At 74.9% G+C, this 22,584-nt stretch carries 18 protein-coding genes; 7 read left to right on the forward strand and 11 right to left on the reverse strand.

All coding sequences use genetic code 11. From position 1 onward, the window contains the following. Positions 1-70: 70 nt before the first annotated feature. On the reverse strand, positions 71-1,921 hold the full coding sequence (locus ACVUH9_RS14185; protein ID WP_475757983.1) for a serine/threonine-protein kinase: 1,851 nt from the start codon (positions 1,919-1,921) through the stop codon (positions 71-73). Positions 1,922-1,992: 71 nt separating this feature from the next. Between ACVUH9_RS14185 and ACVUH9_RS14190 the strand changes: the two genes are divergently transcribed. Then, positions 1,993-2,970, forward strand: coding sequence for a glycosyltransferase (locus tag ACVUH9_RS14190; protein ID WP_475757985.1), 978 nt, complete (start codon positions 1,993-1,995; stop codon positions 2,968-2,970). 472 nt (positions 2,971-3,442) lie between these two features. Here ACVUH9_RS14190 and ACVUH9_RS14195 read toward each other — a convergent pair whose 3' ends face one another. Together ACVUH9_RS14195 and ACVUH9_RS14200 are read right to left on the reverse strand one after the other, a co-directional pair. Next, positions 3,443-4,693: a hypothetical protein gene (locus tag ACVUH9_RS14195; protein WP_475757987.1), complete on the reverse strand. Its 1,251-nt coding sequence runs from the start codon at positions 4,691-4,693 to the stop codon at positions 3,443-3,445. A gap of 120 nt (positions 4,694-4,813) precedes the next feature. Continuing rightward, on the reverse strand, positions 4,814-6,277 hold the full coding sequence (locus tag ACVUH9_RS14200) for a lipopolysaccharide biosynthesis protein (protein WP_475757989.1): 1,464 nt from the start codon (positions 6,275-6,277) through the stop codon (positions 4,814-4,816). A 67-nt stretch (positions 6,278-6,344) separates the two neighbouring features. Here ACVUH9_RS14200 and ACVUH9_RS14205 point away from each other — a divergent pair, with 67 nt between their 5' ends. Next, entirely contained in the window at positions 6,345-6,968 is a 624-nt protein-coding gene (locus ACVUH9_RS14205) for an ASCH domain-containing protein (protein WP_475757991.1), read from the forward strand. Between the two features lie 11 nt (positions 6,969-6,979). Further along, a complete protein-coding gene (locus tag ACVUH9_RS14210) occupies positions 6,980-8,032 on the forward strand; it encodes a glycosyltransferase family protein (protein WP_475757993.1) in 1,053 nt (350 codons plus the stop codon). A gap of 80 nt (positions 8,033-8,112) precedes the next feature. Here ACVUH9_RS14210 and ACVUH9_RS14215 read toward each other — a convergent pair whose 3' ends face one another. Beyond that, the gene (locus tag ACVUH9_RS14215; RefSeq protein ID WP_475757995.1) at positions 8,113-9,381 is read right to left on the reverse strand and encodes a DUF418 domain-containing protein; all 1,269 of its coding nucleotides are present in this window, start codon (positions 9,379-9,381) and stop codon (positions 8,113-8,115) included. Positions 9,382-9,410: 29 nt separating this feature from the next. Between ACVUH9_RS14215 and ACVUH9_RS14220 the strand changes: the two genes are divergently transcribed. After that, positions 9,411-10,034 carry a GNAT family N-acetyltransferase gene (locus ACVUH9_RS14220; protein ID WP_475757997.1) on the forward strand — a complete coding sequence of 208 codons (624 nt, stop codon included), beginning with the start codon at positions 9,411-9,413 and terminating at the stop codon, positions 10,032-10,034. Continuing rightward, on the forward strand, positions 10,031-10,924 hold the full coding sequence (locus ACVUH9_RS14225; protein WP_475757999.1) for a PaaX family transcriptional regulator C-terminal domain-containing protein: 894 nt from the start codon (positions 10,031-10,033) through the stop codon (positions 10,922-10,924). Before ACVUH9_RS14220 ends, ACVUH9_RS14225 begins: the two co-directional genes overlap by 4 nt. A gap of 98 nt (positions 10,925-11,022) precedes the next feature. On the opposite strand, the gene ACVUH9_RS14230 is transcribed toward ACVUH9_RS14225, so the two are convergent. Next, positions 11,023-11,388, reverse strand: coding sequence for a winged helix-turn-helix transcriptional regulator (locus tag ACVUH9_RS14230; protein ID WP_475758000.1), 366 nt, complete (start codon positions 11,386-11,388; stop codon positions 11,023-11,025). 194 nt (positions 11,389-11,582) lie between these two features. On the opposite strand from ACVUH9_RS14230, the gene ACVUH9_RS14235 reads away from it, so the two are divergent. After that, positions 11,583-12,233: an NAD(P)-dependent oxidoreductase gene (locus ACVUH9_RS14235; protein WP_475758001.1), complete on the forward strand. Its 651-nt coding sequence runs from the start codon at positions 11,583-11,585 to the stop codon at positions 12,231-12,233. Between the two features lie 175 nt (positions 12,234-12,408). Here ACVUH9_RS14235 and ACVUH9_RS14240 read toward each other — a convergent pair whose 3' ends face one another. The 6 genes from ACVUH9_RS14240 to ACVUH9_RS14265 all read right to left on the reverse strand — a co-directional run bounded on the left by ACVUH9_RS14240 (position 12,409) and on the right by ACVUH9_RS14265 (position 21,364). Then, positions 12,409-14,073 (reverse strand): hypothetical protein, encoded by a 1,665-nt coding sequence (locus tag ACVUH9_RS14240; RefSeq protein WP_475758002.1) that lies wholly within the window; start codon positions 14,071-14,073, stop codon positions 12,409-12,411. After that, positions 14,070-15,593, reverse strand: coding sequence for an O-antigen ligase family protein (locus tag ACVUH9_RS14245; protein ID WP_475758003.1), 1,524 nt, complete (start codon positions 15,591-15,593; stop codon positions 14,070-14,072). The genes ACVUH9_RS14240 and ACVUH9_RS14245 overlap by 4 nt, the downstream gene beginning before the upstream one ends. Continuing rightward, positions 15,572-17,452, reverse strand: a complete 1,881-nt coding sequence (locus ACVUH9_RS14250; protein ID WP_475758004.1) for a N,N-dimethylformamidase beta subunit family domain-containing protein — start codon at positions 17,450-17,452, stop codon at positions 15,572-15,574. The genes ACVUH9_RS14245 and ACVUH9_RS14250 overlap by 22 nt, the downstream gene beginning before the upstream one ends. After that, positions 17,449-17,997, reverse strand: coding sequence for a histidine phosphatase family protein (locus ACVUH9_RS14255; protein ID WP_475758005.1), 549 nt, complete (start codon positions 17,995-17,997; stop codon positions 17,449-17,451). Before ACVUH9_RS14255 ends, ACVUH9_RS14250 begins: the two co-directional genes overlap by 4 nt. A gap of 68 nt (positions 17,998-18,065) precedes the next feature. Next, a complete protein-coding gene (locus ACVUH9_RS14260) occupies positions 18,066-19,406 on the reverse strand; it encodes a LytR C-terminal domain-containing protein (protein WP_475758006.1) in 1,341 nt (446 codons plus the stop codon). Beyond that, complete coding sequence (locus ACVUH9_RS14265) at positions 19,403-21,364, reverse strand: polysaccharide biosynthesis protein (protein ID WP_475758007.1); 1,962 nt, start codon at positions 21,362-21,364, stop codon at positions 19,403-19,405. Before ACVUH9_RS14265 ends, ACVUH9_RS14260 begins: the two co-directional genes overlap by 4 nt. Before the next feature lie 366 nt (positions 21,365-21,730). Here ACVUH9_RS14265 and ACVUH9_RS14270 point away from each other — a divergent pair, with 366 nt between their 5' ends. Beyond that, positions 21,731-22,396 (forward strand): hypothetical protein, encoded by a 666-nt coding sequence (locus ACVUH9_RS14270; RefSeq protein WP_475758009.1) that lies wholly within the window; start codon positions 21,731-21,733, stop codon positions 22,394-22,396. Positions 22,397-22,584 lie beyond the last annotated feature (188 nt).

Consider the following 22,584-nt stretch of genomic DNA (forward strand, 5'->3'; position numbering starts at 1 on the left):
GGCGGCGCGTCGCTCGGCCGGGTTCCGCCGACGATCGGTCGAGACGCCCCGTGGATCGGCGGAGCCGCGCTCAGCCGTCGGTCGGCCCGGTCGCGCGGACGATCCGCTCGGCGGTCGCCCACGCCTCGCTCGCCGTCGGCGCCGCGACGAGCACGCCCCAGCCGGGGCCGTCCTCGTCCGCGTTCAACGGGACGTCGACGCAGCTCATGCTGCTGCACGGGGCGATGTCGCCGAGCCGCTGGTCGCGGAAGCGGAAGCCCTGGACCTCGCCGAAGCCGGTGTCGCCGATCGCGCGCGTCTCGAGCACGCCGGGGCTGGTGTCGAAGCTGGCCGCCTGGTCGGGGGTGTGGTCGACCAGGATCACCCGCCCGTCGGGACCGGCCTGCCGGAGCCGGAAGAGCGCGCCACCGCTCATCGACGTCCGCTGCGGCGTCTCCCAGCCGTCGCCGGGGCGGGCGACGAGCGTGGTCCAGCTCCCGTCCGGCGCCAGGTACTCGGCCGAGGCCGCGTCGCCGACCAGCGGCGTCCCGGCCTGGCTGTCGCCCGCGGGCTCGCCGGCGGTGATCGTCCCGCCGCCGGGCACGGGGATCGTGCTGCTCGGGTCCGCCGGCGGGGTCTCGGCGGTGCTCGTCGTCGCCGGGGCCGCGGTCGTGGTCGGCGTGCTCGCGGTGGTCGCGGTCCGGGCCGTGCTGGTCTTCGTGCGCTTGCGGGTCGTCGTCCGGTCGCCGTCGCCGGCCCGGGTCGTGCCGCCGTCGTCGTCCCCACCGAGCGCGAGCGCGGCGATCGCGCCCAGCACCACCACGAGCACCACGAGCCCGAGGCCGGGGAGCAGGTAGCGGGTCCAGTCGTTCCCGGAGGGGTCGACCGGAGGGCCGGCGGGCGGGCCCGGCGGCGGGGTCACGGGTGCCGATCGCACCGGCCGCGCGACGGTCGGCGCCGCCGCAACGGCCGCGACGGGCTGCCGCGGACGTGGGGTCGGCGGACCGGCGGGCGGGGTCGGCCGGCGCGGGGTCGGCACCACGATCGTCGCCTCGGTGTCGGCGAGGACCGCATCGGCGAGCGCGTGGCGGGCGGCCTGGGCCAGCTCGCCGGCGGTCGCGAAGCGGTCGGCCGGGTCCTTGGCCAGCCCGCGGGCGAGCGGGCCGTCGAACGGCGCCAGCGCCCCGTCGAGCGCGGCGACCGGCGACGGCGGGGCGTTGACGTGGGCGTAGAGCTTCGCCATCGTCGTGCCCTCGAACGCGGGGCGGCCGGTCAGCAGCACCCGCAGCATCGCCGCCAGCGCGTAGATGTCGGCGCGAGCGTCGACCGCGCGGCCCTCGATCTGCTCGGGCGCGACGTAGTCGACCGTCCCCAGCATCATCCCCGTCTGGGTCAGGTCGCGGGTCTCGTCCAGCTCCTTGGTCAGCCCGAAGTCGGCGAGCAGGACCCGCTGGACCCCGGAGATCGCGGTCCGCCCCGGGTCGGTCCCGTCGGCGGCCCGCTCGAGCAGGACGTTGGCCGGCTTGATGTCGCGGTGGACCAGTCCGAGGCCGTGGGCGTGGTCGAGCCCCGCGGCGACCTGCTCGATGATCGCGACCGCCTGCTCCGGAGGCAGGCCGTTCGGCGCCGCCCGCTGGAGCCGGGCGCGCAGGTCCTCGCCCTCGACGTAGCGCATCGCCAGCCAGAGCCCGGCAGGGCCCGTGCCCGCGTCGTAGACCGCAACGACGTTCGGGTGGTCGAGGCGGGCGGCGAGTCGTGCCTCCCGCGCGAACCGCTCGCGGAACGCCGGATCGTCCGCGAGCTGCGGAGACAGCAGCTTGAGCGCCACCTGCCGCCCGAGCGTCACGTGCTCGGCGAGCCAGACGGTCCCCATCGCGCCCGCACCCAGCTGACGCTCGATGCGGTAGTCGTCGATCAGATCACCGGGTTCGGGCACGGTCATCCCCGGTCACGGTCGCAGACGCACACAGGTGCAGTCTGCCGAACCGCGGCCTACGTCGATACCGTGGCCCCGTGCCGTCCGTGGAGTCCACCCCGCTGGTGACGTTCTGCGTCGTCGGAACCAACGGGGCCCAGTTCCTCCCGGCCTGCCTCGATGCGATCGCGCTCGAGCAGCGGCTGCTGGAGCGCCCGACCGAGGTCCTGGTGCTCGACAACGCCTCGACCGACGACAGCGTCCGGATCGCCCGCGAGCACCCGGTCGGGGCGCGCGTGATCGCGCTCGACCGGCGGGAGGGCAAGGCGGCCAACGACAGTCGCCTGCTCGACGAGGCCCACGGCCGCTACGCGCTGCTGCTGAACGAGGACAGCGAGTTGCGGGCCGGCGCCACCAAGGAGCTGCTCGACGCCCTCGAGCGGGACCCGCAGGCAGCCTGCGCGGGGGCGACGCTGCTGCGGCCGGACGGCGTCGAGCAGCCGTCCGCGTGGCGCTTCCCGGGCTTCGGGACGACCGTCGCCCAGGCCCTGTTGCTGCACAAGGCGCTGGTCGTCCAGTCCGGGCCCGGCCCGACCCGCAAGGTCGACTGGTGCCAGTCGGCCTGCCTGCTGGTGCGGGTCAGCGCCTCGGCGACGATCGGCCACCTCGACCCCGAGTACTTCGTCTACGGCGACGAGGTCGACCTCCAGCGGCGACTGGCCGACGCCGGCTGGCACACCCTGCACGTGCCGGCCGCCCGCTGCGTCCACCACGAGGGCCTGTCGACCGGCAGCGGCGCACGGCGCCGGATCGTCGAGCTGCACCGCAACCAGGAGCGGTACCTGGTGGCCCACCACGGGCCGTTCGTGGCCTGGTGCTGCCGTCCGTTCGCGGCCGCGCCCTACCTGCTGCGCGCACTCGCGTCGATCGTCCTGCCCGGCCACTCCCCGCGTCGCTACTGGTGGCACGTCGAGGCGACGCTGCGCCCGCAGCACGGCGAGGGCATCCGCGAGGCCGCCGACGCCTTCAACGCCGCGCTCGAGACCCCGCCGCCCGCCGACGGCCACCCCGCCTGAACGTCAGCCACCCCGCCTGACCGCCGGGGGTTGCGGGAGGGGCGTGGGTTGCGGGAGGGGCGTGGGCTGCGGGAGGGGCGCGGGCTGCGGGAGGACGTAGGGTCATTCCGCCCCGGCTTCAGCTTCCGGGGTCATTCCGCCCCGCTATGCGACGCGGATTGACCCCAGACCGGCAGCCCGACGCGGAATGACCCCAGAACCCGCTCGGACACCTGCCCACCCGCGGTTGCGTCCGCGATTGGCGTAGGCCGAGCAGGTCGTGAGACTGGCCCGCCCACCCCGAGAGCTGGCCGCCAGCCCCGCTGAGGTCCACCCGGACCGAGAAGACGCACCCCAACCGCAGCGGTTGCGTCTGAGGTGGTCGTGGACCAAGCAGGTCGGGTCGGGTGGTGCGAGAGCTGGACGCCAGTCCTGCCGAGCGCCACCCGGCCCGAGATGCGAAGCGTCCACGGCCGCCCCAGACCAACCGCGGCTAGCCGGTGGTGGAATCCGGCAGCTTGCGCCCGATCGGCCCGACGTAGACGCCGCGCGGCAGGTCGCCCTCGGCGTCCGATCCCGGGTGGAAGGCGCAGTAGACCCGGGCGCAACGCTGGGCGCCGGAACCGTTCGCCACCCGCACATGCTCGGCGACCCGCAACGTCTGGCCCTCGTAGGTGAAGTGGTAGTCGTTGGGGTGGATCCCGTACCAGACCTCGCCGACCCCGGACCGCCAGTCGAGGCCGAGGTCCTGGGCGAACTGGCCGACCGGCTGTCCGATCCCCTCCGGCCGGAGGTAGGCCTCGGCGACCTTGTCGAGCTTGATCAGATCGGCGAGGACCATGTCCGGCCGCCAGAACGGGCTGTCGGCGGCGGTCTCCAGCGCTCGTTCGGTGAAGACCAGGTGCTTGCAGCGCTCGCGGGCGACCTCGACCGCCTCGATCACCGACTCGACCTTGGGCAGCTCCTCCTCGCCACCGTCGTCGTCGCCGTCGTCCTCGACCGCCTCGTGGTGCAGCCGCAGGGCCTCGCGGCGGGCGGCGTCGAGCGCCGCCTCCAGCCGCTCGTGCTCCGCGTGGGCCTCCAGCAGCAGCTCCTCGCGCTCCGCCAGCCGGGCCCGGAGGTCCTCGGCCAGCTCCTCGCCCGAGGTCTCGGCCGGGGCGTCGGGCGCGTCGTCGAGCGCAGTCGCGAGCTGCTCGCCGCGGGCCCGCGCGCTGCTCAGCTCCTCGCGCAGCGCCGCCAGCTCGAGCTCGGCCTTGTCGAGCTTGCCGCGCAGCTCCTGGGCCTCGGTCACCCGCTCCTCGGCCCGCCGCTCGTGGCGGCCGGCCTGGGTCTCGGCCTGCTCGGTCCGGCGCTGGGCCTGCTCGAAGTCCTTCTCGGCCCGCACGGCACGCCGCTCGAGCGCGACCATCGCCTCGCGACAGATCGCCAGCAGCCGCTTGTCGACCTCCGCGATCTGCCGTTCCTGGTCGCCGTCGGCGCGCAGCAGCCGCAGCTCCTGCTCGGGATCGAGGTCGGGGAGCTCGTCGACCCCCGGCTCGATCCCCAGCTCGACCTCGAGCTCGCGGACGGCCGTCACCGCGTCGTCCTCCGCCTCTAGACCGTCGACGAAGGCCTGTACCGCGGGCACCGATGACCGCTCCAGCGCGACGGCCAGCGTCATCCCGATCTGCTCACGCAGGATCCGGTCGATCTCGGGCCGGCCGATCCGGTCGAACGTGACCTCGGCGGCGGGCTGTGGCGCCACGGACGCGCGCTTGTGCGTCGGACTCCCTGATCGTTTTGGCTTCCGCTTCTTCGTACTCATACGCCACTTCACCGTAGCGGAGAGACCTGAGCGAATCCTGAGAGCGGCGTGAAATCCCTGCTACCGCCCGGGGAGCCGTGCGGACACCGCACGCCAGAGCACCCGGACCTCGGCCGGGCGAACGGCGCCGACCGCCACCAGCAGCGGCGGCACCAGCGCACAGGCGACGATCCGCAGCGTCCAGCCGGCGACCCCGTCGACCGGCAGCAGCCAGTCGCCCCCGACGGCGACCACCGTCAGCAGCGTGACCGCGGCCGCCAGCCGCGCCCACTCGAACGGGACGTGCAGCAGCCGCCGGGTCCGCAGGTGCGCGACCAGCAGCGCGACGACGTAGGCGGCGACCAGCGCGATCGCCGCCCCGGTCGCCTCCAGCGTCGGGACGAGCAGCGCCAGCGCCGCGATGTTGACGACCAGCCCGAGCAGCGCGGCCGGCAGGGTCCGGCCGGTCGCGTGGAAGCGCCCCGCGATCGAGGTGAAGACCCAGGTCAGGCCCCACAGCGCCCAGCCGAGCCCCAGCCACGGCAATGCCCCGGCCGCGGCCGCGAAGCGCTCGTCGACCAGGACCTCGACGATCTGGTGGCGCATCAGCGTCAGCGCCGCGACCATCCAGCCGAGGAGCAGCACGTAGGCGCGGACGACGTGGGCGTAGGTCCGCGGCGCCTCCTCGGCGTCGAGGTCGTAGGCCAGCGGCGGCCAGGCGGACTGGAACGCGCGGGCGACGACGATCACCAGCGTGGCCAGCTTGGCCGCCGCCGCGTAGACGCCGGCGCTGGCGGCCCCGGTCGTCTGCATCAGCCACAGCCGGTCGACGAAGTTGAGGGCGAAGACGGCGGCCTCCGGCGGGACGGTCGGCAGGCCGAAGCGGAGCAACGGCCCGATCGGCGTCGGCGGCGCGTCGGACGCGCCGAGCAGCAATCGCCGCTGGCTCCACCAGATCCCGAGCAGGACGGCGGTCGAGGCGGCGTAGTTGCCGAGCAGGTAGCCCGAGGCCCCGCCGTCGAGGACCACGACCAGGACGATCGTGGTGGTGACGGTCAGCCCGACGTTCGACAGCGAGGCGAGCAGGTAGACCCGGCGTGCCTCCTGGGCCCGCAGCAGCGCGTTGGCGACCTCGAGGTTGGTGAACGCCCAGACCCCGAGCGCGGCTGCCCGGACCGGGCCCGGCGGGTGGCCGTCCGCCAGCAGCAGCCGCGCCAACGGCTCGGCGAAGACGACGATCAGGATCGACAGCAGGGTCGAGCTGACGAGCACGACCCCGAGCACCCGGCGGGCCAGCCGCGAGCGGCGGTCGACGTCGGCGTCGTGGAACCAGTGGCGCAGCAGCGCCTCCTGGAGCCCCGCCCGCAGCAGGATCGAGGCCAGGATGATGCAGGTCAGCAGCAGCTCGGCCCAGCCGAGCTCGGCCTCGCTCAGGTGCCGCGTGTAGAGCGGCAGCGTGACGAGCGCCAGGACCCCGGCCACGAGGCTGGCCGACTGGTAGGCCGCCCCGGAGGCAGCCAGGCGGCGGAGGGGGTGCGGCGCCATCGGTCGGGGATGGTATTCGGCAGCCGCTCCCGTCCACCCGCGCGTCGGAAGTCGCGATGATGGCGGGGTGCTGTTCCGCCGTCCCGTGCTCGACGCGATCGCTCGCGGTGAGGTCACCCTGGCCTTCCGCCGCTGGCAGCGCCCGACCGTGCGGGCGGGGACGGTCCTGCGGACGCCGATCGGGGAGCTGGAGGTCGAGTCGATCGACGCCGTGCCGCTGGCCTCGATCAGCGCCGACGAGGCCCACCGGGCGGGTGCTCCGTCGCGCGCCGCGCTGCTCGCCGGGCTCCGCGAGCGGGAGGGAACGACCTACCGGATCGGGCTCCGCTGGCGGGGTGCCGACCGTCGGATCGGGCTCCGCGAGCACCCGGCCGAGACCGCGGAGGAGCGGGCCGCGCTCCGTTCGCGGGTGGCCGCGATCGACGCCCGCAGTCGCCGTGGGCCGTGGACGCGCCAGGTCCTGGAGCTGCTGCGTGACCATCCCGGGACCCGGGCCGGCGACCTCGCGGAGCGGTGCGGGCGGGAGATGCTGCCCTTCAAGGCCGACGTGCGACGCCTGAAGGAGCTGGGCCTGACCGAGAGCCTCGACGTCGGCTACCGGCTCTCCCCGCGGGGGATCGCCTACCTGGAGGAGGTCGGCGACGATCGCGACGGCCCCGGGTCACCGGAGCGGCGCACCGGTTTGGCGTAGCCTCGCGAGACGTGACGTCCGACCTGCGCCCCGCCTGCGTCCTGCTGCTGCCGCGTCCGCTGGAGCAGTTCATCCTGCGCGACCAGGCCGAGGACCTGCTGCGGGGCGACGACGTGGTCGCGCTCGACCCGCCACGCCCGGGCTACGGCGCCTCGTTGCGGCTCCCGGAGGCGGCCGGCTCCGCGCTCGCCCGGCGTCAGGCGGGGACGCTCCTGAAGCGGTTGCACGCCGACGGTCGCGACCCGCGGGTGATCGTGATCTTCCACGCGACCCAGGAGCCGGTCGCCGCGCAGCTGCGGGCCCGGACCGGCGCCCAGCTCTGGTACTGGCGCTGGGACCGCTACGAGACCGCCGGCGATGCGGGCGACGACCAGCGCTCCCGGCTCACCCAGCTCCACCGCCGCGCCTCGCAGCAGGCGTCGCTGGTGGTCGCGTCGAGCGGGAAGCTGGCCGAGCTTGCGCAGGCCGACGGCCGGCCGACGGTGCTGAGCCCGCTGGCCGCCGACCGCTTCCCGGCCGCCGATCCGACCGTCGAGATCGTCGGCTTCTCGCTCGGGCACCTCGGCCGCCGGATCGACTGGACGCTGCTGCGCGGACTCGGCGAGCGGCTGCCGGGGCTCCAGCTGCTGCTGGTTGGGGAGGTCCACGACGACGAGGGCGCCGACGATCCGGACTTCGCCTGGTGCCGCGCCCACGAGCCGTTCGTCTTCTGCGGCCCGCTGCCGGATGCCGCCGCGGCCCAGCTGCTGCGGCTGGCCGACGTCGGGATCCTGCCCTTCCGGGTCGACGACTTCAACGACGCCGGACTGCCGTACCGGATCCTCAAGGCCGCCCGGCTCGGGCGGCGGACGGTCGTGCCGGACCTGGCCGGGGTCCGGACCTGGGACCGGGCGGTGGTGGTCGCCCCCGACGTCGACGCGTTCGCTGCCGCGGTCCAGGCCGAGGAGGGCCAGCGGGACGTCCCCGACCTCGCCCTCCGCGCCTGGGCGCTGGAGCAGACCGCCGAGCACCAGAACGAGCCGCTCCGCGAGCGGCTGCGGGTGCTCGGGCTCGACGCCGGCTGAGCGACCCGCCGGCTCCCGGCTCCCGGCTCCCGGCTCCCGGCTCCCGGCTCCCGGCTCCCGGCTCCCGGCTCCGAGGGCGGCTACCCCTTCGCGGCCTCCGGCGGCGGGCCCGCCGCCGGCCGACGTCGCCAGGCCGGCCACTCGAGGTTGGTCAGCGCCCGCAGCGCCCACTCGAGCGGGCCGTAGACGTGGCCCCGCATCCACCAGCGGCTCACGATCAGCTGCCCGCCGAAGATCGCCAGCGCGATCGCGAGGACCGCGGCGGGTCCGACCCGCCCGACCAGGCCGAAGCCGAGGCCCGTGAAGAGCAGCGCGCAGACGAACGACTGGAGCAGGTAGTTGGTCAGCGCCATCCGGCCGGCCGGGGCCAACGCCGACGACAGCCGGTCCCCACCCCGCCCGTGGAACGCCCGCAGGACCGTCGCCGCGTAGGCCGCCGCCAGGGCCGGGGCGGTCAGCAGGTCGAGACCGAGCGCGGCCACCTGGAAGCCGCCACCGGAGTGGCTGAGGCTCGCCAAGGCGTAGATCACCCCGCCGACGATCCCGACCGGGAACCCGATCCACTGGATCCGCCGCAGCGCCGCGCCGCGGCGGCTGACGTCGGCCAGCAGCGCCCCGCGGCCGGCCACGAGCCCGAGGGCGAAGGCGGCCAGCGCGACCGGGGCCTGGAAGAAGGCCAGCAGGAACGCCACGTCGGGCAGCCCGCGGAGGTGCTCGCCGATCACGCTGCCCGGGCCGCCTCGCAACGCCTCGGCCGAGCGCTGCGCCTCGGCGTGGACGGCCGCGGCGTCGATCCCGCTCGAGCCGGAGAGCGCGATCACCAGCGCCAGCAGGAAGTAGCCGGCGACGGTCAGGCCGAGCAGCCAGCCGGTCGCCCGCAGGACCCGCGGCGACGGCACGTTCCGCGCGGCGAGCAGGACCAGGCCGAGGATCGCGTAGGTGGTGAGGATGTCGCCCGGGAAGAAGACCGCGGCGTGGACCAGCCCGATCGCGTAGAGCCCGGCGAGGCGGCGCAGGAACCGCGCGCGGAAGGCCACGCCCCGCCGCTCGGCGGAGGCCAGCTGGAGGGTGAAGCTGTACCCGAACAGGAACGAGAAGAGCAGGAAGAACTTGGTCTCGAAGGCGACCGCCACCAGCCAGCGGACGGCCTCGTCGGCGGCGCCCGCGAAGCCGGGATCCTCGAGCCCGTTGCCGTGGTAGGTGGAGGCGAAGTAGGTGCTGTTGACGACGACGATCCCCAGCAGCGCGAAGCCGCGGAGCGCGTCGACGTCGCGCAGCCGCCGCCCCGGTGCGGTCGCCCCGCCCGTCGGTGGCCCTGCCGCCGGAGTATCCCCTACAATCGTTCGCATCGAGCACGATCGTATCCAGATTGATCTGTTTGCGCATCGCTGACGTCCCGATCGAGCTGCATCGTGGCCTCCCACCGGGCACCGAGGCCGGCGCCGCCGCGCTCTACTGGGAGGCGTTCGGGCGCATGCTCGGGCCCGCACTCGGTCCGCCCGCGAAGGGGACGGCGTTCATCGCCGCCCACCTCCACCGTGACCGCGCCGTGGTCGCGCTGGCCGGCGAGCGGGTCGTCGGCGTCGCCGGCTACCGGCACGCGGACCGGCCGTTCGTGGGCGGGACTGTCGGCGACGTGCTCCGGGACTACGGCTGGCTGCGGGGCCTGCCCCGGGTCGCGCTGCTGGCGCTGCTCGAACGGCGGCCGAAGCGCGGCCAGCTGCTGATGGACGGGATCGCCGTCGACTCCGGGTTCCGCGGCCACGGGATCGGCACCCGGCTGCTCGACGAGGTGCTGGCGGTCGCCGCCGAGCACGGCTACGCCGAGGTCCGGCTCGACGTGATCGACGCCAACCCCCGTGCCCGTGCGCTCTACCTCCGCGAGGGCTTCACCCCGGTCCGGACCGAGCGGACCCCGTACCTGCGAGGGCTGCTCGGCTTCGGCGCCGTCACGACCATGCGACGCCCGACCGCCAACTCACCGAAGATCTCTCCGCCGTGACCGACGCGATCGAGATCCCGACCCGCACCCTCGTCTACGCGATGGTCCAGGAGGACGGCCGGATCGACGCCGGTGATCTGTACGCGGTCGCCGAGGCGCTCGGCATGAGCGACCAGCAGGTCCGGCTCTGCCTCCGCCGGCTCGTCGGCGACGGGCAGCTCGTCCAGGAGGGCCGCGGCCGGCGGGCCTCGCTGCGGATCACCGACCTCGCCCAGCGGGTGCTGGCCCCGAACGTCGAGTTCGTCCGCTTCGCCTACCGCCAGGACCGCGGCGCGGCCGCCTGGGACGGCTGTTGGCGGCTGGTCGCGTTCGCCGTCCCCGAGTCCCGGCGGGCGGCGCGCGACGGCCTCCGCGACGCGATCGGGCGGCTCGGCGGCGCCGCGATCCAGGGCGGGCTCTACGCCTTCGCCAACCCGGTCGAGCCGCTGGTCGAGGCCGTCGCGCGCGAGCTCGGCGTGCTCGACACGGTCAGCTTCGCCGCCAGCCCGACGCTGCGGATCGGCGGCGAGCAGGACCCACGGCGGCTGGCGGCGCGACTCTGGCCGCTCGACGAGCTGGCCGCCGGGCACGAGCGGCTGCTGCGGATCGTCCGTCCCCGGTTGGAGCGACTCGAGCAGCCGGACGAGCTGCCCCCGCGCGAGGCGCTGGTGATGGCGATGGAGCTGGCGACCGCGTTCACCGACGCGCTCGAACCCGACCCGCTGCTGCCCCCGGAACTGCTGCCGCAGCCGTGGCCGGGGATCGCGGCCCGGGCGACGTTCGCGCGAGCCTGGGCCCTGCTGAGCGACCGCTTGAGCGACGCCGCCGCGCCGCGGCTCTTCCACGCCTACGCAGAGGGACTCGAGCCGGCGGTGACGCCCGGCGGCGACCCGGACGCGAGCGACGGCTGAGCCGGCGCCGCTCGCCGCGGCACCGACGACCGCTGGGAGCGATGGGACGGCGGGGGCGACGGGACGGCGGGTCGGGACGACGGGAGGTCGCCGCGCCGCTAGCGCTCGGTCGCGAACGCCTCGCGCGCCTCGAACAGCTCGTCGCCGTGCTCCTCGCACCAGCGGCCGGCGAGCGCGAGCGGCTCGAGCAGGCTGCGGCCCAGCGGGGTCAGCGCGTACTCGACCCGCGGCGGGTGCTCGGCGTAGACCGTCCGGGTGACGAAGCCGTCGCGCTCCATCGCCCGCAGCGACTCGGTCAGGACCTTCGCCGTGACCCGGTGCAGCGGCACCCGCAGCTCGGAGAAGCGCCGCGGACCGTCCTCGAGGCACCGGACGATCAGCGCGGTCCACTTGTCGCCGACCTTGATCGGCAGCGCCCGCGACGGGCATTCCGGGTGGAACATGTCCGGCGTGAGCGGTCGCATCGTGCCGCCACGCTACCGGGCACGCTCCCGGAGCTGATGCGGATTGGCGTTGCGGGCGAACGGCTATCTGCATCGGCCAGCCGGCCGCGCCCGACTGATGCAGGCTGCCGTTGCGGGCGAACGGCATTCCGCATCGGCCCAGCCGACCCCGGTTCCGTTGTAGATACCGGCGGGTCGTCCCTACGGTCCCGGCCATGACCAAGCTCATCATCTTCGGGGCCGGCGGACGACTCGGCCGGCTCGCGATCACCGAGGCCCGCCGCCGCGGCCACCAGGTCACCGCCGTCGTCCGCGATCCGGCCGCCCACGCCGACCTCACCGCCGACGGCATCGCGCTCGTCGAAGGCGACGTGCTCGACGCCGAACGGATCGCGACCCTCGCCGCCGGGCACGACGCCGCGATCGTCTCGCTCTACCAGACGGCGATCCCCCACGACCAGTTCTACGCCGAGTCGACCGGGGCGCTGCTGGCCGGGCTCGGGCGGGCCGGCGTCGGGCGGCTGGCGGTCGTCGGGCTCTCGCCGAACCTCGAGAGCAGCCCCGGCGTGCGGCTGATGGACGATCCCGCGTTCCCCGCCGAGCACCTGCCGTTCGTGCTCGGCCATACCGTCGCGCTGCACGTCCTGCGGGCGGCGGCGACCCCGATCGACTGGCTGATGCTGACCCCGCCCGAGCTGTTCGACGGCGACGGCGAGCGGACCGGGCACTACCGAACCGGCGGCGACGCGCCCCTGCGCGAGGGTGAGAGCCCGACCAGCGGTTCCTACGCCGACTTCGCGATCGCGCTGGTCGACGAGGCCACCGAGCCGGTCCACCACCGGACCCGGATCGCCGTCGCGGCCTGAGCGGACCAGGGCCGGCACGGGAGACGGCGCGGGCGCCTCCGGCTCCGGCTCCGGCTCCGGCTCCGGCTCCGGCTCCGGCGGACTGATGCGGATTTAGGGCCTATACGGCGGCAAATCCGCATCAGGTGGCCCCGCGCACCCGCGCCCCGCGCCCCCACCAGCGCCCGCGCCACCCTCAGTCGCAGCGGACCCAGGCGGTGAACGGTCCCCGCCGGGCGACCGGGCGGAAGCCCGGGGGCGCCGGCTGGGTGCTGCGGGGCACGCCGTCGGCGCGGCCGTAGCGCTGGGCGGGCTTGCCCTCGGCGACGGTGATCGCGACCCCGCGGCGGTCGGCGCCGAGGCGGTCCGCCCGCGGATCGCTACGGGCGAGGACGCGGGTCCCGTCGACGTCGAGCTGGAGGCGGATCTCCGGCACCAGCCGGTAGGTCGGCAGCGAGATCGGGCCGCAGCGGGCGCCCTCGCGAACGGCCGGGTCGTCGATCAGCGCGCGGACGTCGCGGCGGGTGTCGGCGAGGAACCGCAGCTCCGAGCCGAGCCGGGTGACCGCGTCGCGCTTGATCGCCAGGTAGCCGCCGACCCCGACGACCGCCGCGATCACGACCACGATCGCCCACGGCCGGCGCCAGCGGTGGCCGGGTTCGAGCCCGACCCAGCCGGTCGCGGCCAGCGCGGCGAGCACGGTCAGGGTCACGACCGGCACCGTCAGGTACCGCGGGATCAGCGAGAGGCCGGCGACCCCGGCGGCGAGGAAGGTCAGGACGCCCGCGCCGAGCAGCGCGAGCACGACCGCGAGCACCCGTCGCGCCGGCCGCGCCAGGCCGATCCGGTCGCCGAGCAGCAGCACCGCGAGGCCGAGCAGGCCGGCGGCGGCGATCGGCGGACGCGACTGGCCGGCCAGGGCCGAGACCAGCAGGCGCGGGGCACGGGCGAGTCCGCGCTCACGCCCGAGGTCGTCGGCGAGCTGGCTGGTGGCGGTCAGCGAGTGGAACGGATGCCCGGTCACGATCGCGTCGATCGCCACCCACAGCAGCGGCGCGACGGCGACCAGCGCCGCGTGGGCAACCCGGCCGGGAAGCCGCTCGTCGGCGGCGGCCCAGCGGCCCCGCGCGCTGCACCACAGCCAGTAGAGGCCGGCCAGGACCCATGCCTCCGGCCGCAGCAGCCCGGCGACGGCGAGCAGGATCGCGGGCCCCCGCCAGCGCTCGGGCCGGGCCAGGATCCACGCCCCCGCCCAGGTGATCAGGGCCAGGAACGGGACGTCGAGGTAGCCGCGGGCGGCCAGCAGCAGGAAGGCGAAGCTCGACAGGGTCAGGAAGCCGGCGGCGAGGCCGGCGGCCAGGCCGGTCCGCCGTGCCCGCTGCTCGCGCGCGTCGCCGACCGCCGACGGCGACACGGTCCCCCGCACCACCGCCTCGCCCAGCAGCCGGCCGACCCGCACCGTCCCCGCCGCCAGCACCGCCAGCGAGAGCGCACTGATCAGGACCATCACCCGGTCGCCGTCGTCCCCGAACAGCGCCACCACCGGCACTCCGAGCGCCAGCCAGGCCGGGTGCGGGGTCGAGGCGGCGTAGGCGGTGAAGCCCGGCTTGACCCCGTCGAGCAGCTCCTGCGCCCAGACCAGGTCGAGGACGGTGTCGTAGTTGCCCGCGCTCGGCGCGATCGCCCAGACCGCGACGGCCAGGACGATCCCGAGCAGGAAGACGATCGACTCGGCCGAGGCCGTCAGCCACGCCGGCCGCGACGGGGCCGGCGAAGATCCCGTCGCCCGCCCCCGCCCGCCGTCGGCGACGGGCTCCGGGCCGCGCGCGGCCCCCGGGCCCGCGTCGCGCGCCTCGCTCACGGCGCGACGACGGGCGCCGTCGCGTCCCGCCCGGGGGGTCCGGCCGGCTGCCGCCGGACCGACGCCGGCTCCGGGTCTCGCGTGGCCAGCGCCCCGCCGACCGCGAGCAGGACCCACAGGACCGGATCCTCGAGGAAGGCCGCGTAGCCCATCGTGTGCACGAGCACCGCGATCACCATCGCCGCGATCGCCGCCCGCACCACCGAGTCCTCGGCGTCGTGCAGCAGCCGTCGCAGGATCAGCACGATCAGCAGCAGGTACATCCCCAGCCCGACCAGGCCCTGCTCGGCGGCGATCGTGATCGGGATCGTGTGCGAGGCGTCGACGGCCTTGTCGCGACCGGAGTGCTCGGCCCGACGGTAGGCGCGGGCGAAGCCGCCGGAGCCGACGCCGAAGACCGGATGGTCGGCGAAGACGCCGATCCCACCGCCGGTCAGCGCGACCCGGCCGGAGGTCGCGTCGTCGATGCTGTTGCTGTCGAGGCCGTCGATGTTCAGCAGCTTGGGCGCCGCGAACAGCAGCACGAGGCCGACGGCGACGATCGCCAGGATCGTGCCGAAGGCCTTCCAGGGCCCGAAGCGGAGGCCACCGAGGACAGCCAGGCCGGCGAGCAGGGCGACGAAGCTGGTCTGCGAGTAGGTGATCACCAGCGCCGCCCAGAGCACGACCAGCAGCAGGCCCGCGACGGCGACCGTCTGGCCACGCCGCGCCCACAGCATCCGGGCGCAGATCCCGAGCATGACCAGGGCGAGGAAGCGGCCGTAGATGTTGGGGTCGAAGAAGAGCGAGTTGACGCGGAAGGCGTCCTCGATCTGGTTCGACGCGATCACCCGCGGGTTGAGCAGGACGTGGTGGGTCGCGTACTCGTAGAAGCCGATCGCGGCCAGCACCAGCGCGACCCCGGTCGCCGCGGCGAAGCTCTGCCCGGCCAGCTTCGGGGTCCAGCGGATCGTCCGCAGCACGACGTACAGCAGGGCGAACGGGACGTAGAAGAAGGCGACCTGCTCGACCGCCTTGCCCTGGTCGACCGACCACCAGCTCTGGACGGCGTAGAGCACGACGAACAGCAGCAGCACGATGTCGGCGGCCCCGGGACGGGGGTCGGTCGACGGCAGGTCGGGGTCCTGGCGGGCCCGGTCCCAGGCCCAGGCGAGCGCCGCGGCCCCGGTCACGAGGTACAGCGGCAGCAGCAGGTTGACCGGCTGCCCGTCCCCGAGGTCGAGCGGAAGCCGGAACGGCAACACCACCGCGACCAGGATCGGGACCGCCAGCGGCCAGCGCCGGAAGGCCGCCGCCGCGGCCACGAGCACCGCGATCCCGACCACGATCACGCCGAGCAGGATCGGCAGGTGGTCGCGCAGCCGCTCGACCGGGCCGGTGTCCCAGACCTGCGCGGCGAGGATCACCGGCGCCCCGACGAGCGCGACGCCCATCGCCCCGGCCCGCGCCTGCGGACGCCGCAGGACGAGCGCCAGGAAGGCGGCGAGGGTGACCGCGATCAGCGCGAGAGGTGTCGCCATGTGCTGCTCATCAGCTCGGAGGTGTCGGGATCGGTGCGCAGGCGCGCGGCGAACATCGGCAGGCCGGTGCGGATGACCAGGCCCTTGTCGAGCCGGACGCCGGCGATCAGCACCCGGTCGCGGCGGTCGACGGCGGTCGCGACCCGCTTGCCGTCGCCGAGCGACTCGGCCGGCCAGCCGACGGGGTAGCCGTCGAACTTGCCGTCGGTGCCCTCGAACAGGCCGATCTCGTCGAGGTCGCTCTGGGGCGGGCCGTCGAGCCGCACGCCGCCGCGGCTGGTGATCCCGAAGACGTCGTCGGGGTCGAAGCTGCCGGGGCTGCGGAGGACGTTGCGGCGGGCGTCGAGGTCGACCGTCCGGTGCAGCCCGGCGGGGTTGAGGACGGTGGCCGTGCCGCCACCCTTGACGAACGCCTGGAGCCGCTTGGCGGTCGCCCGGGTCGTCCAGCGGGCCTCGCCGACCAGCAGCACCCCGCGGTGGCCCTCCAGCTGCGGGCCGGACGAGCTGTCCTTGGCGCCGGTCTGCTGGGCGAGGGCGAGGTCGGTGGTCAGCTCGTACCGCTTGCGGTGACGGGCCAGCCACTCGAGGACCGGCTGGACGTCGGCGTCGAAGGCGGCCGGCATCCCGTTCAGGATCCGCACGCTGCGGACGCCCTTGGCGTTGCTGGCCCCGCGGCCCTCGAGCACGTTGACGAGCCCGTCGCCGTCGTCGTCGAGCGGGTTGAGGCCCTGCCAGGTGATCGCGGGCAGCACGACCAGGACCTTCTGGGCCTCGGGGTCGTTGACCATCGCGGGGACCTCGGTCTGCTGCGCCCCGACGCTGACCGTCAGCCGGTAGGCCGCCGATCGCTCGGATCCGGGGCGGACCTTCAGGACCGGCTTGCGGCTGACGCCGCTGCTGATCGGGCGCGACGAACCGACCCGGCGCAGCGTCCAGCGGTACTGCTTGCCGCGGGCGTCGACGAAGAAGGTCAGGCGACGACCGCCGCCGACCGGGACCGGGTTCGGCTGGACGGCGACGTCGCGGACCGTGACCCCGCCGCGTCCGCGGAAGCGGCCGCTCGGCTCGGGCACGGGCAGCCCGTCGCGGCCGGCGGTCGGGCCGCAGCCCTCGATCGCGGCCTGGTTGCGGATGCAGACCTGGATCACGTAGGACCCGGCAGGGGCCCGCGAGCCGTCCGGCAGCCGTCCGTCCCAGCGGGTGCGTCCGCGGACCGCACGGTAGCGGCCCCCGATCTGGGTCCCGGAGCGCGCTTCCTCGGTGACGTCGACCTGCAGCTCGCGGACGACCTCGGCGCGGCCGGGGGAGGTCCGGACGACCCGCGCCGCCGGGCGCCAGCCGCCGAGCTGGAGCACGGCCTCGACCGGGCGGCGGTCGGTCGACGGCAGGATCGCGGGGCCGGAGCCCGCCGCGACGCCGCCGGGACCGACGCGCACGACCTTCGGCCGCGGCGGCTCGGTCAGCAGCGAGAACGAGGACGGCCAGACGACGCTGCGGCCCTCGTCGGGCAGCACGAACTTGAGCTTGTAGCGCCCCTGGTGGACGACCTGTCCGCGGTCGTCGCGGCCGTTCCAGCGGAGCCGGATCGGGCGGTACTTGAACGCCTGCCGGTCCTCGGCGAGGGTCGCCACGCGGTTGCCGTCGGCATCGACGATCTCGACCGTGACCTTGGTCGTGCGCTTGAGCTTGAAGTTGAGGTTGAAGAACTCCCGGCGGCCGTCGCCGTTGGGCGAGAACGCGTCGGTGAAGTGCTTGACCTGGATCACCGCGGGCTGGCTCTTGAGCCGCTGGGCCGCGAAGAACGCACCGGCCGTGGCCACGATCAGGATCGCGAACAGGATCCGCGCCGCCCGCGTCACAGGCGGACCAGGTGGGTGTTGGGGACCTCGTCGTGCCCGGGGGCCTCACCGTGCTCGTGCCGCAGCAGCAGCCGGACCACGTTCCCGTGACAGACGACCAGGGTCGTGCCGTCGCCGTCGGTCTGCTCGTCGACCGCCCGGATCGCCTCGATCGCGGCCCGCACGCGCGCCAGCTGCTGGCCGAAGGTCTCGCCGCCGGGGGCGCCGTAGTCGGGCTCGAGCCGCCGGAAGGCCGCGTAGCCGTCCGGATCCTCGGCGATCACGTCGGCGTAGGCCCGGTGCGTCCAGGCGCCGCAGTCGGTCTCGGCCAGCCGCGGCTCGACCTCCGGGGCGAGCCCGGTCCGGGCGGCGATGATCGCCGCCGTCTCGAGCGCCCGGGTCAGCGGGCTGGAGACCATCCGGGTGACGTCGCCGCGCCCCGCGATCAGCCCGGCGAGGGCGAAGGCCTCGTCCCGGCCGTGGTCGTCGAGCGGAACGGCCGACTGCCCCTGGAATCGCCCTTCGGCGTTGTAGGCGGTGCGACCGTGGCGAGCGAGCAGGAGCATGGGACGTTGGTTCTTGCTTCGGCGCCTCAGGCGACGATCCTGCTCGACGGCCAAACCGCGGCCGGTCGCTACGGCGCGGTGGCGCCGCCGCTGCCGTCGGCTCCGTATGCGGTGCCGCCGGTGGTGTCGCCGGTCGCCCCGCCCGTAGCCGGGTCGACGGTCCCCGCGGCACCCGATCCGGTGCCGTCGGTGGTCCCCGTCGTGGTGGCGCTGCCGGTCCCGGTCGCGCTGCCGCTGCCGCTGCCGTCGGTCGGCTGCTGATCCGCCGGCGGGGTGGTCGCGGTGTCCGCCGGGGCGACGCCGCCGTTCTGCTTGGCGGCGTAGTCGAGGCCGAGGATCACGATCACCTTCGGCGAGCCCGAGACCGCCATCCGGATGTCCGACGTCATCGGCTTGACCCGCGAGGCGGGCAGCTTCAGCGCCTTGGCGATGTCGAGCGCGGCGTCGCGGTTCGCGCGGCCGGTCCGGTAGGCGATCGTCGACAGCGCCTGCTGGGACCGCTGGCCGTTGACCGTGAAGTCGTTCGAGGGGCCGGTGTTGAAGCGCTTCTCGTCGAGGATCCCGCTGGCGCCCTTGGCCAGGCCGTTGGTGCCCGAGCCGTTGAGGACCACGACCGAGGTCGCCGTCGGGCTGTACGTCTTGGCCCTCTTCTTGGTCTCGGTCGTCTGCGTCTTCTGGTCGGCCGCGTTCTGCTCGGCCGTCGGCGAGTCGCTGCCGCCGACGATCCCGAGCGCGAACAACACGCCGACGAGGACCACGATCAGGACGACGGCGACGCCGATGATCTGGGCCGGGGTGCGGCGCGGTGCGGCGGCCGCAGCCGCCTCGCGCTCACGGGCGGTCTTGGCGGCGATCCCGGCCGCCGAGGCAGCGCGGGGCCCACCGGCGGCGGCCGCCGAGATCACCCGGGTCGGCGGGCCGGCACCCGGACCGTCGGCGTTCGGGCCGCCACCACCGGGCGGCGTCGGCTTCGGGGTCGGCCTGGGGGTTGCCCCGGCCGCGGTGGCTCCTGCAGCGCCGGCCGCCGTGGCGGCCGTGGCGACGCCGGCCATCGAGGCGCCGACCGCCGGGGGACGCTGGGGGACGCCCGGAACGCCGGGAACGGGCGGGCGGCCCGGGACGCCCGGAACCGCCGGCTGGCCCGGGGCCCGCTGCTGTGCGCCGGGGTGCGGAGCGAGGGTCTGGCCCCGCGGACGCTGGAGGTCCTCCTCGAGCCGCTGCTCCAGCTCGTCGAGCCGCTCGGGAGCGGTCCCGGCCCACTCGCGCAGCCGCTGCAGCTCCCGCCCTTGCGAGAACACCAGGACCGCCATGGCGACGACGGCGATGAGGGAACCGAAGCCGACGTACGGCCCGATCGTGTCGAATTTGCTCGCGAAACCGGCCGCGAGCGCAGGGACCTCGAAGGTCATAGCGGACCAGTGTAGGCGCTCGGGCCGGCGTCCACGTCACCGAGCGGATGGCCCTCGCTCCGGCCGTCGGTGTGCGCCTGCTGCAACGCAGTGACCTTGGTGGCCACCCCGCGGGCGTCGCCTTCGAGCACCAACAGGCCGATCTCGTCGAACATCGCCTCGACGACATCGGGCGGGAACGCGGGCCGCTCGGCCTGCTGGATCCGCTCCGCATCGGTCGGGCGCGGCGTCTCGAACGGATTGAACAGCTCCTCGTGGAGCTTCTCTCCCGGACGCGCACCGACGACCTCGATCGCGATGTCCTCGTCGGGGCGCAGGCCGGACAGCTCGATCATGTCGCGGGCGAGCTGCATGATCGCCACCGGCTGGCCCATGTCGAGGACCAGGATCTCGCCGGTCCGGCCGAGCGAGCCCGCCTGGATCACCAGCTGGACCGCCTCCGGGATCGTCATGAAGTACCGCGTCATGCCCTCGTGGGTGACGGTGACGGGGCCGCCGCGCGCGATCTGGCGCTGGAAGATCGGCACGACCGAGCCGCTCGACCCGAGCACGTTGCCGAACCGCACGCACGAGAACCGCGTCTCCGGCCAGCGCTGGGCCGCGCTCTCGACGGCCAGCTCGGCCAGCGCCTTGCTCGCGCCCATCACGGTCGCCGGCGCGACGGCCTTGTCGGTCGAGACCAGCACGAACCGTCCGACCCCGGCCTCGCCGCAGAGCCGCGTCAGCAGGCGGGTGGCGATCGAGTTGTTGCGGACCGCCTCGACCGGGTTGGCCTCCATCAGGCCGACGTGCTTGTAGGCGGCGGCGTGGAAGACGATCTGCGGCTGGTGCTCGGCGAGCACCTCGCGGATCCGGTCGCCCTCCTTGACGTCGGCGATCACCGACGCGACCACGCCCTCCGGGACCTGCCGGTCCTCCAGCAGCTCGCGCTCGATCTGGAAGAGGTTGTCCTCGGCGTGGTCGAGCAGGACCAGCCGGGCCGGGCCGACCCGGGCGATCTGGCGGCAGAGCTCGCTGCCGATCGAGCCGCCGGCCCCGGTCACGAGCACGACCTGGCCACGCAGGTAGGCGCCGACCCGGTCCAGCTCCATCCGGACCGGCTCGCGGCCGAGCACGTCCTCGACCCCGATCGCGCGGACCTGGCGGACGGCGGCGCCCTCGCCGGACTGGAGCAGCTCGAAGACGGTCGGGAGCGTGCGGACCGGAACCCCGCGCTCGCGGCCGGCGCGGAGGACGGTCGCGCGGAGGGTGCCGGGGGCGGAGGGGATCGCGATGATGATCTCGTCCGGCTCGAGCTCGTCGATCACCCGCGGCAGGTCGTTGATCCGGCCCTGGACCCGGACCCCGTCGACCCGGGTCCGCAGCTTCTGCTCGTCGTCGTCGACGAAGCCGACCGGACGCAGCCCGAGCTGCGGGTTGCGGAGCATCTCGCGCAGGACCAGGCGCCCGCCCTCGCCGGCGCCGACGATCAGCGCACCGCGCCCGCTGGCCCGACGGCCCAGCAGCAGCTGGCGCTCGGCGACCGTGCGGACGACGATCCGCGCACCGACGATCAGCAGCACCCCGGCCACGATCGTCAGGCCGTAGATGCTGGCCGGCGGGTAGGTGGTCGTCACGCCGAGGCCGGTGACCCAGGTCGACGGGTGCAGGACCCCGTTGACGCCGAGGAACAGCAGCAGACCGAGGACCACGCCCTGGACGGCGCGGAAGTCGTCGCGACCGTTGGTGTGACGCCACGAGCGGTGGTAGCCGCCAAGCGCCCAGATCGACAGGACGACGCAGAGTCCGACCAGGTACCAGGTGCTGTTGAACAGGTCCGAGTACTTGTCGTTGACCTTGTTGACGTCGAACCGCAGCTTGAAGCCGAGGTAGTACGCGCCCGCGGCCAGCACGAAGTCGACCAGCGCCTGGAGGGGCGAGAGCCGGTGGAAACTCAGCGCAGCGGGGCGACGGCGCATCCGGCGGATTCTCGCACGGGGGTGGCCCGACGGACCCGCACCCCGTACGCCGGGGCCGCGGGAGGGGACCGAACGGACGGGTCGCGACGCGGCGCCGGAGGCCGCGGCCGGGGGCTCTCGCCCCGCTCCCGACGTAGGCCCTCCGACACCCGATTCCGCGATCTTGAGGAACGCCTTGGGTTCACCCGCCACGATCGTCCTGTGGACACCGGTTCCTCTCCGCGCGGCGTCCGGCGGACTCCGCGTCCTGCCTCGGCGGCGCGCCCGTCTAGCGTCGGCGAGCGCGCGCAGCGCCCGGGCCCAGGGGGCGGCGACGTACCGACGCCGCCCGACCAGACCGCGGTCACGGGGCGATACCGCCGCCCGTTGCCGGTGCTGGTCGTGCTCATCGGCGTGATCCTGATCGCGATCGCGCTCGGCGTGATGGGCCGGGAGACCAACGACGGGGCGTTCCGGGGCTCGTGGGAGTTCTCACGGCTCGGCGGGCCGTGGCTGATCGGCGCGTTCGTCGCGGGCGGGCTCTGCGGCTGGCGCCGCGGATCGTTCGGCCTCGTGCTCGGGGTGATCGGCGGCGCGATCGCGATCGCGATCGGCTCGCTGAGCTACTACGGCCTGCTGGTCTGGGCCACCGACGGCGTCGGCGCGCGGCGGGCGGTCGTGCTCGGGGTCGGGTGGGCAATGGCCGGCCTGGCCGTCGGCGGCTCGGTCGGGCTGCTCGGCGCCCTCTTCACGACCCGGGTCGGAGGCCGGTCGCGAGTCTGGCTCCAGGGCGCGGCGATCGGCACCCTCGGCGGCCTGTTGATCGGCGAGGCGATCGCCCTGCTGTGGGTCTGGGACCAGCCGAACCTGCGCACGATGGCGATGCTGGAGGGCCTCGGCGGGGCGGCGATCGTCTTCCTCGCCGCGATCGGACGACCGTGGCGCTGGCTGCTGGCGGCGGCGACCGCGACCGCGGCCACCGCCACGATCGCCCCGATCGTCACCACCATGCTGCGCGAGACGCTGCGCGGGATCGGCTGGGCGGGCGCCTAGGCGGTGCGGCCGTCGCGGCGGGCGACGGGCGCGGCGGCCGCGGCGGGGACGCCGCAGGGACGCGGCGGGCGACGGCACAGGCGGGCGGGACACAAGCGGCGGCACCCGATCGCCGCTCCTCGATGCGTTTGCCACCTCCACGGTGGACAACCCATCGCGGAGCCGCCGACGACGCCGCGCCGCCCTCG

The sequence above is a fragment of the Patulibacter ginsengiterrae genome, from assembly GCF_056269115.1.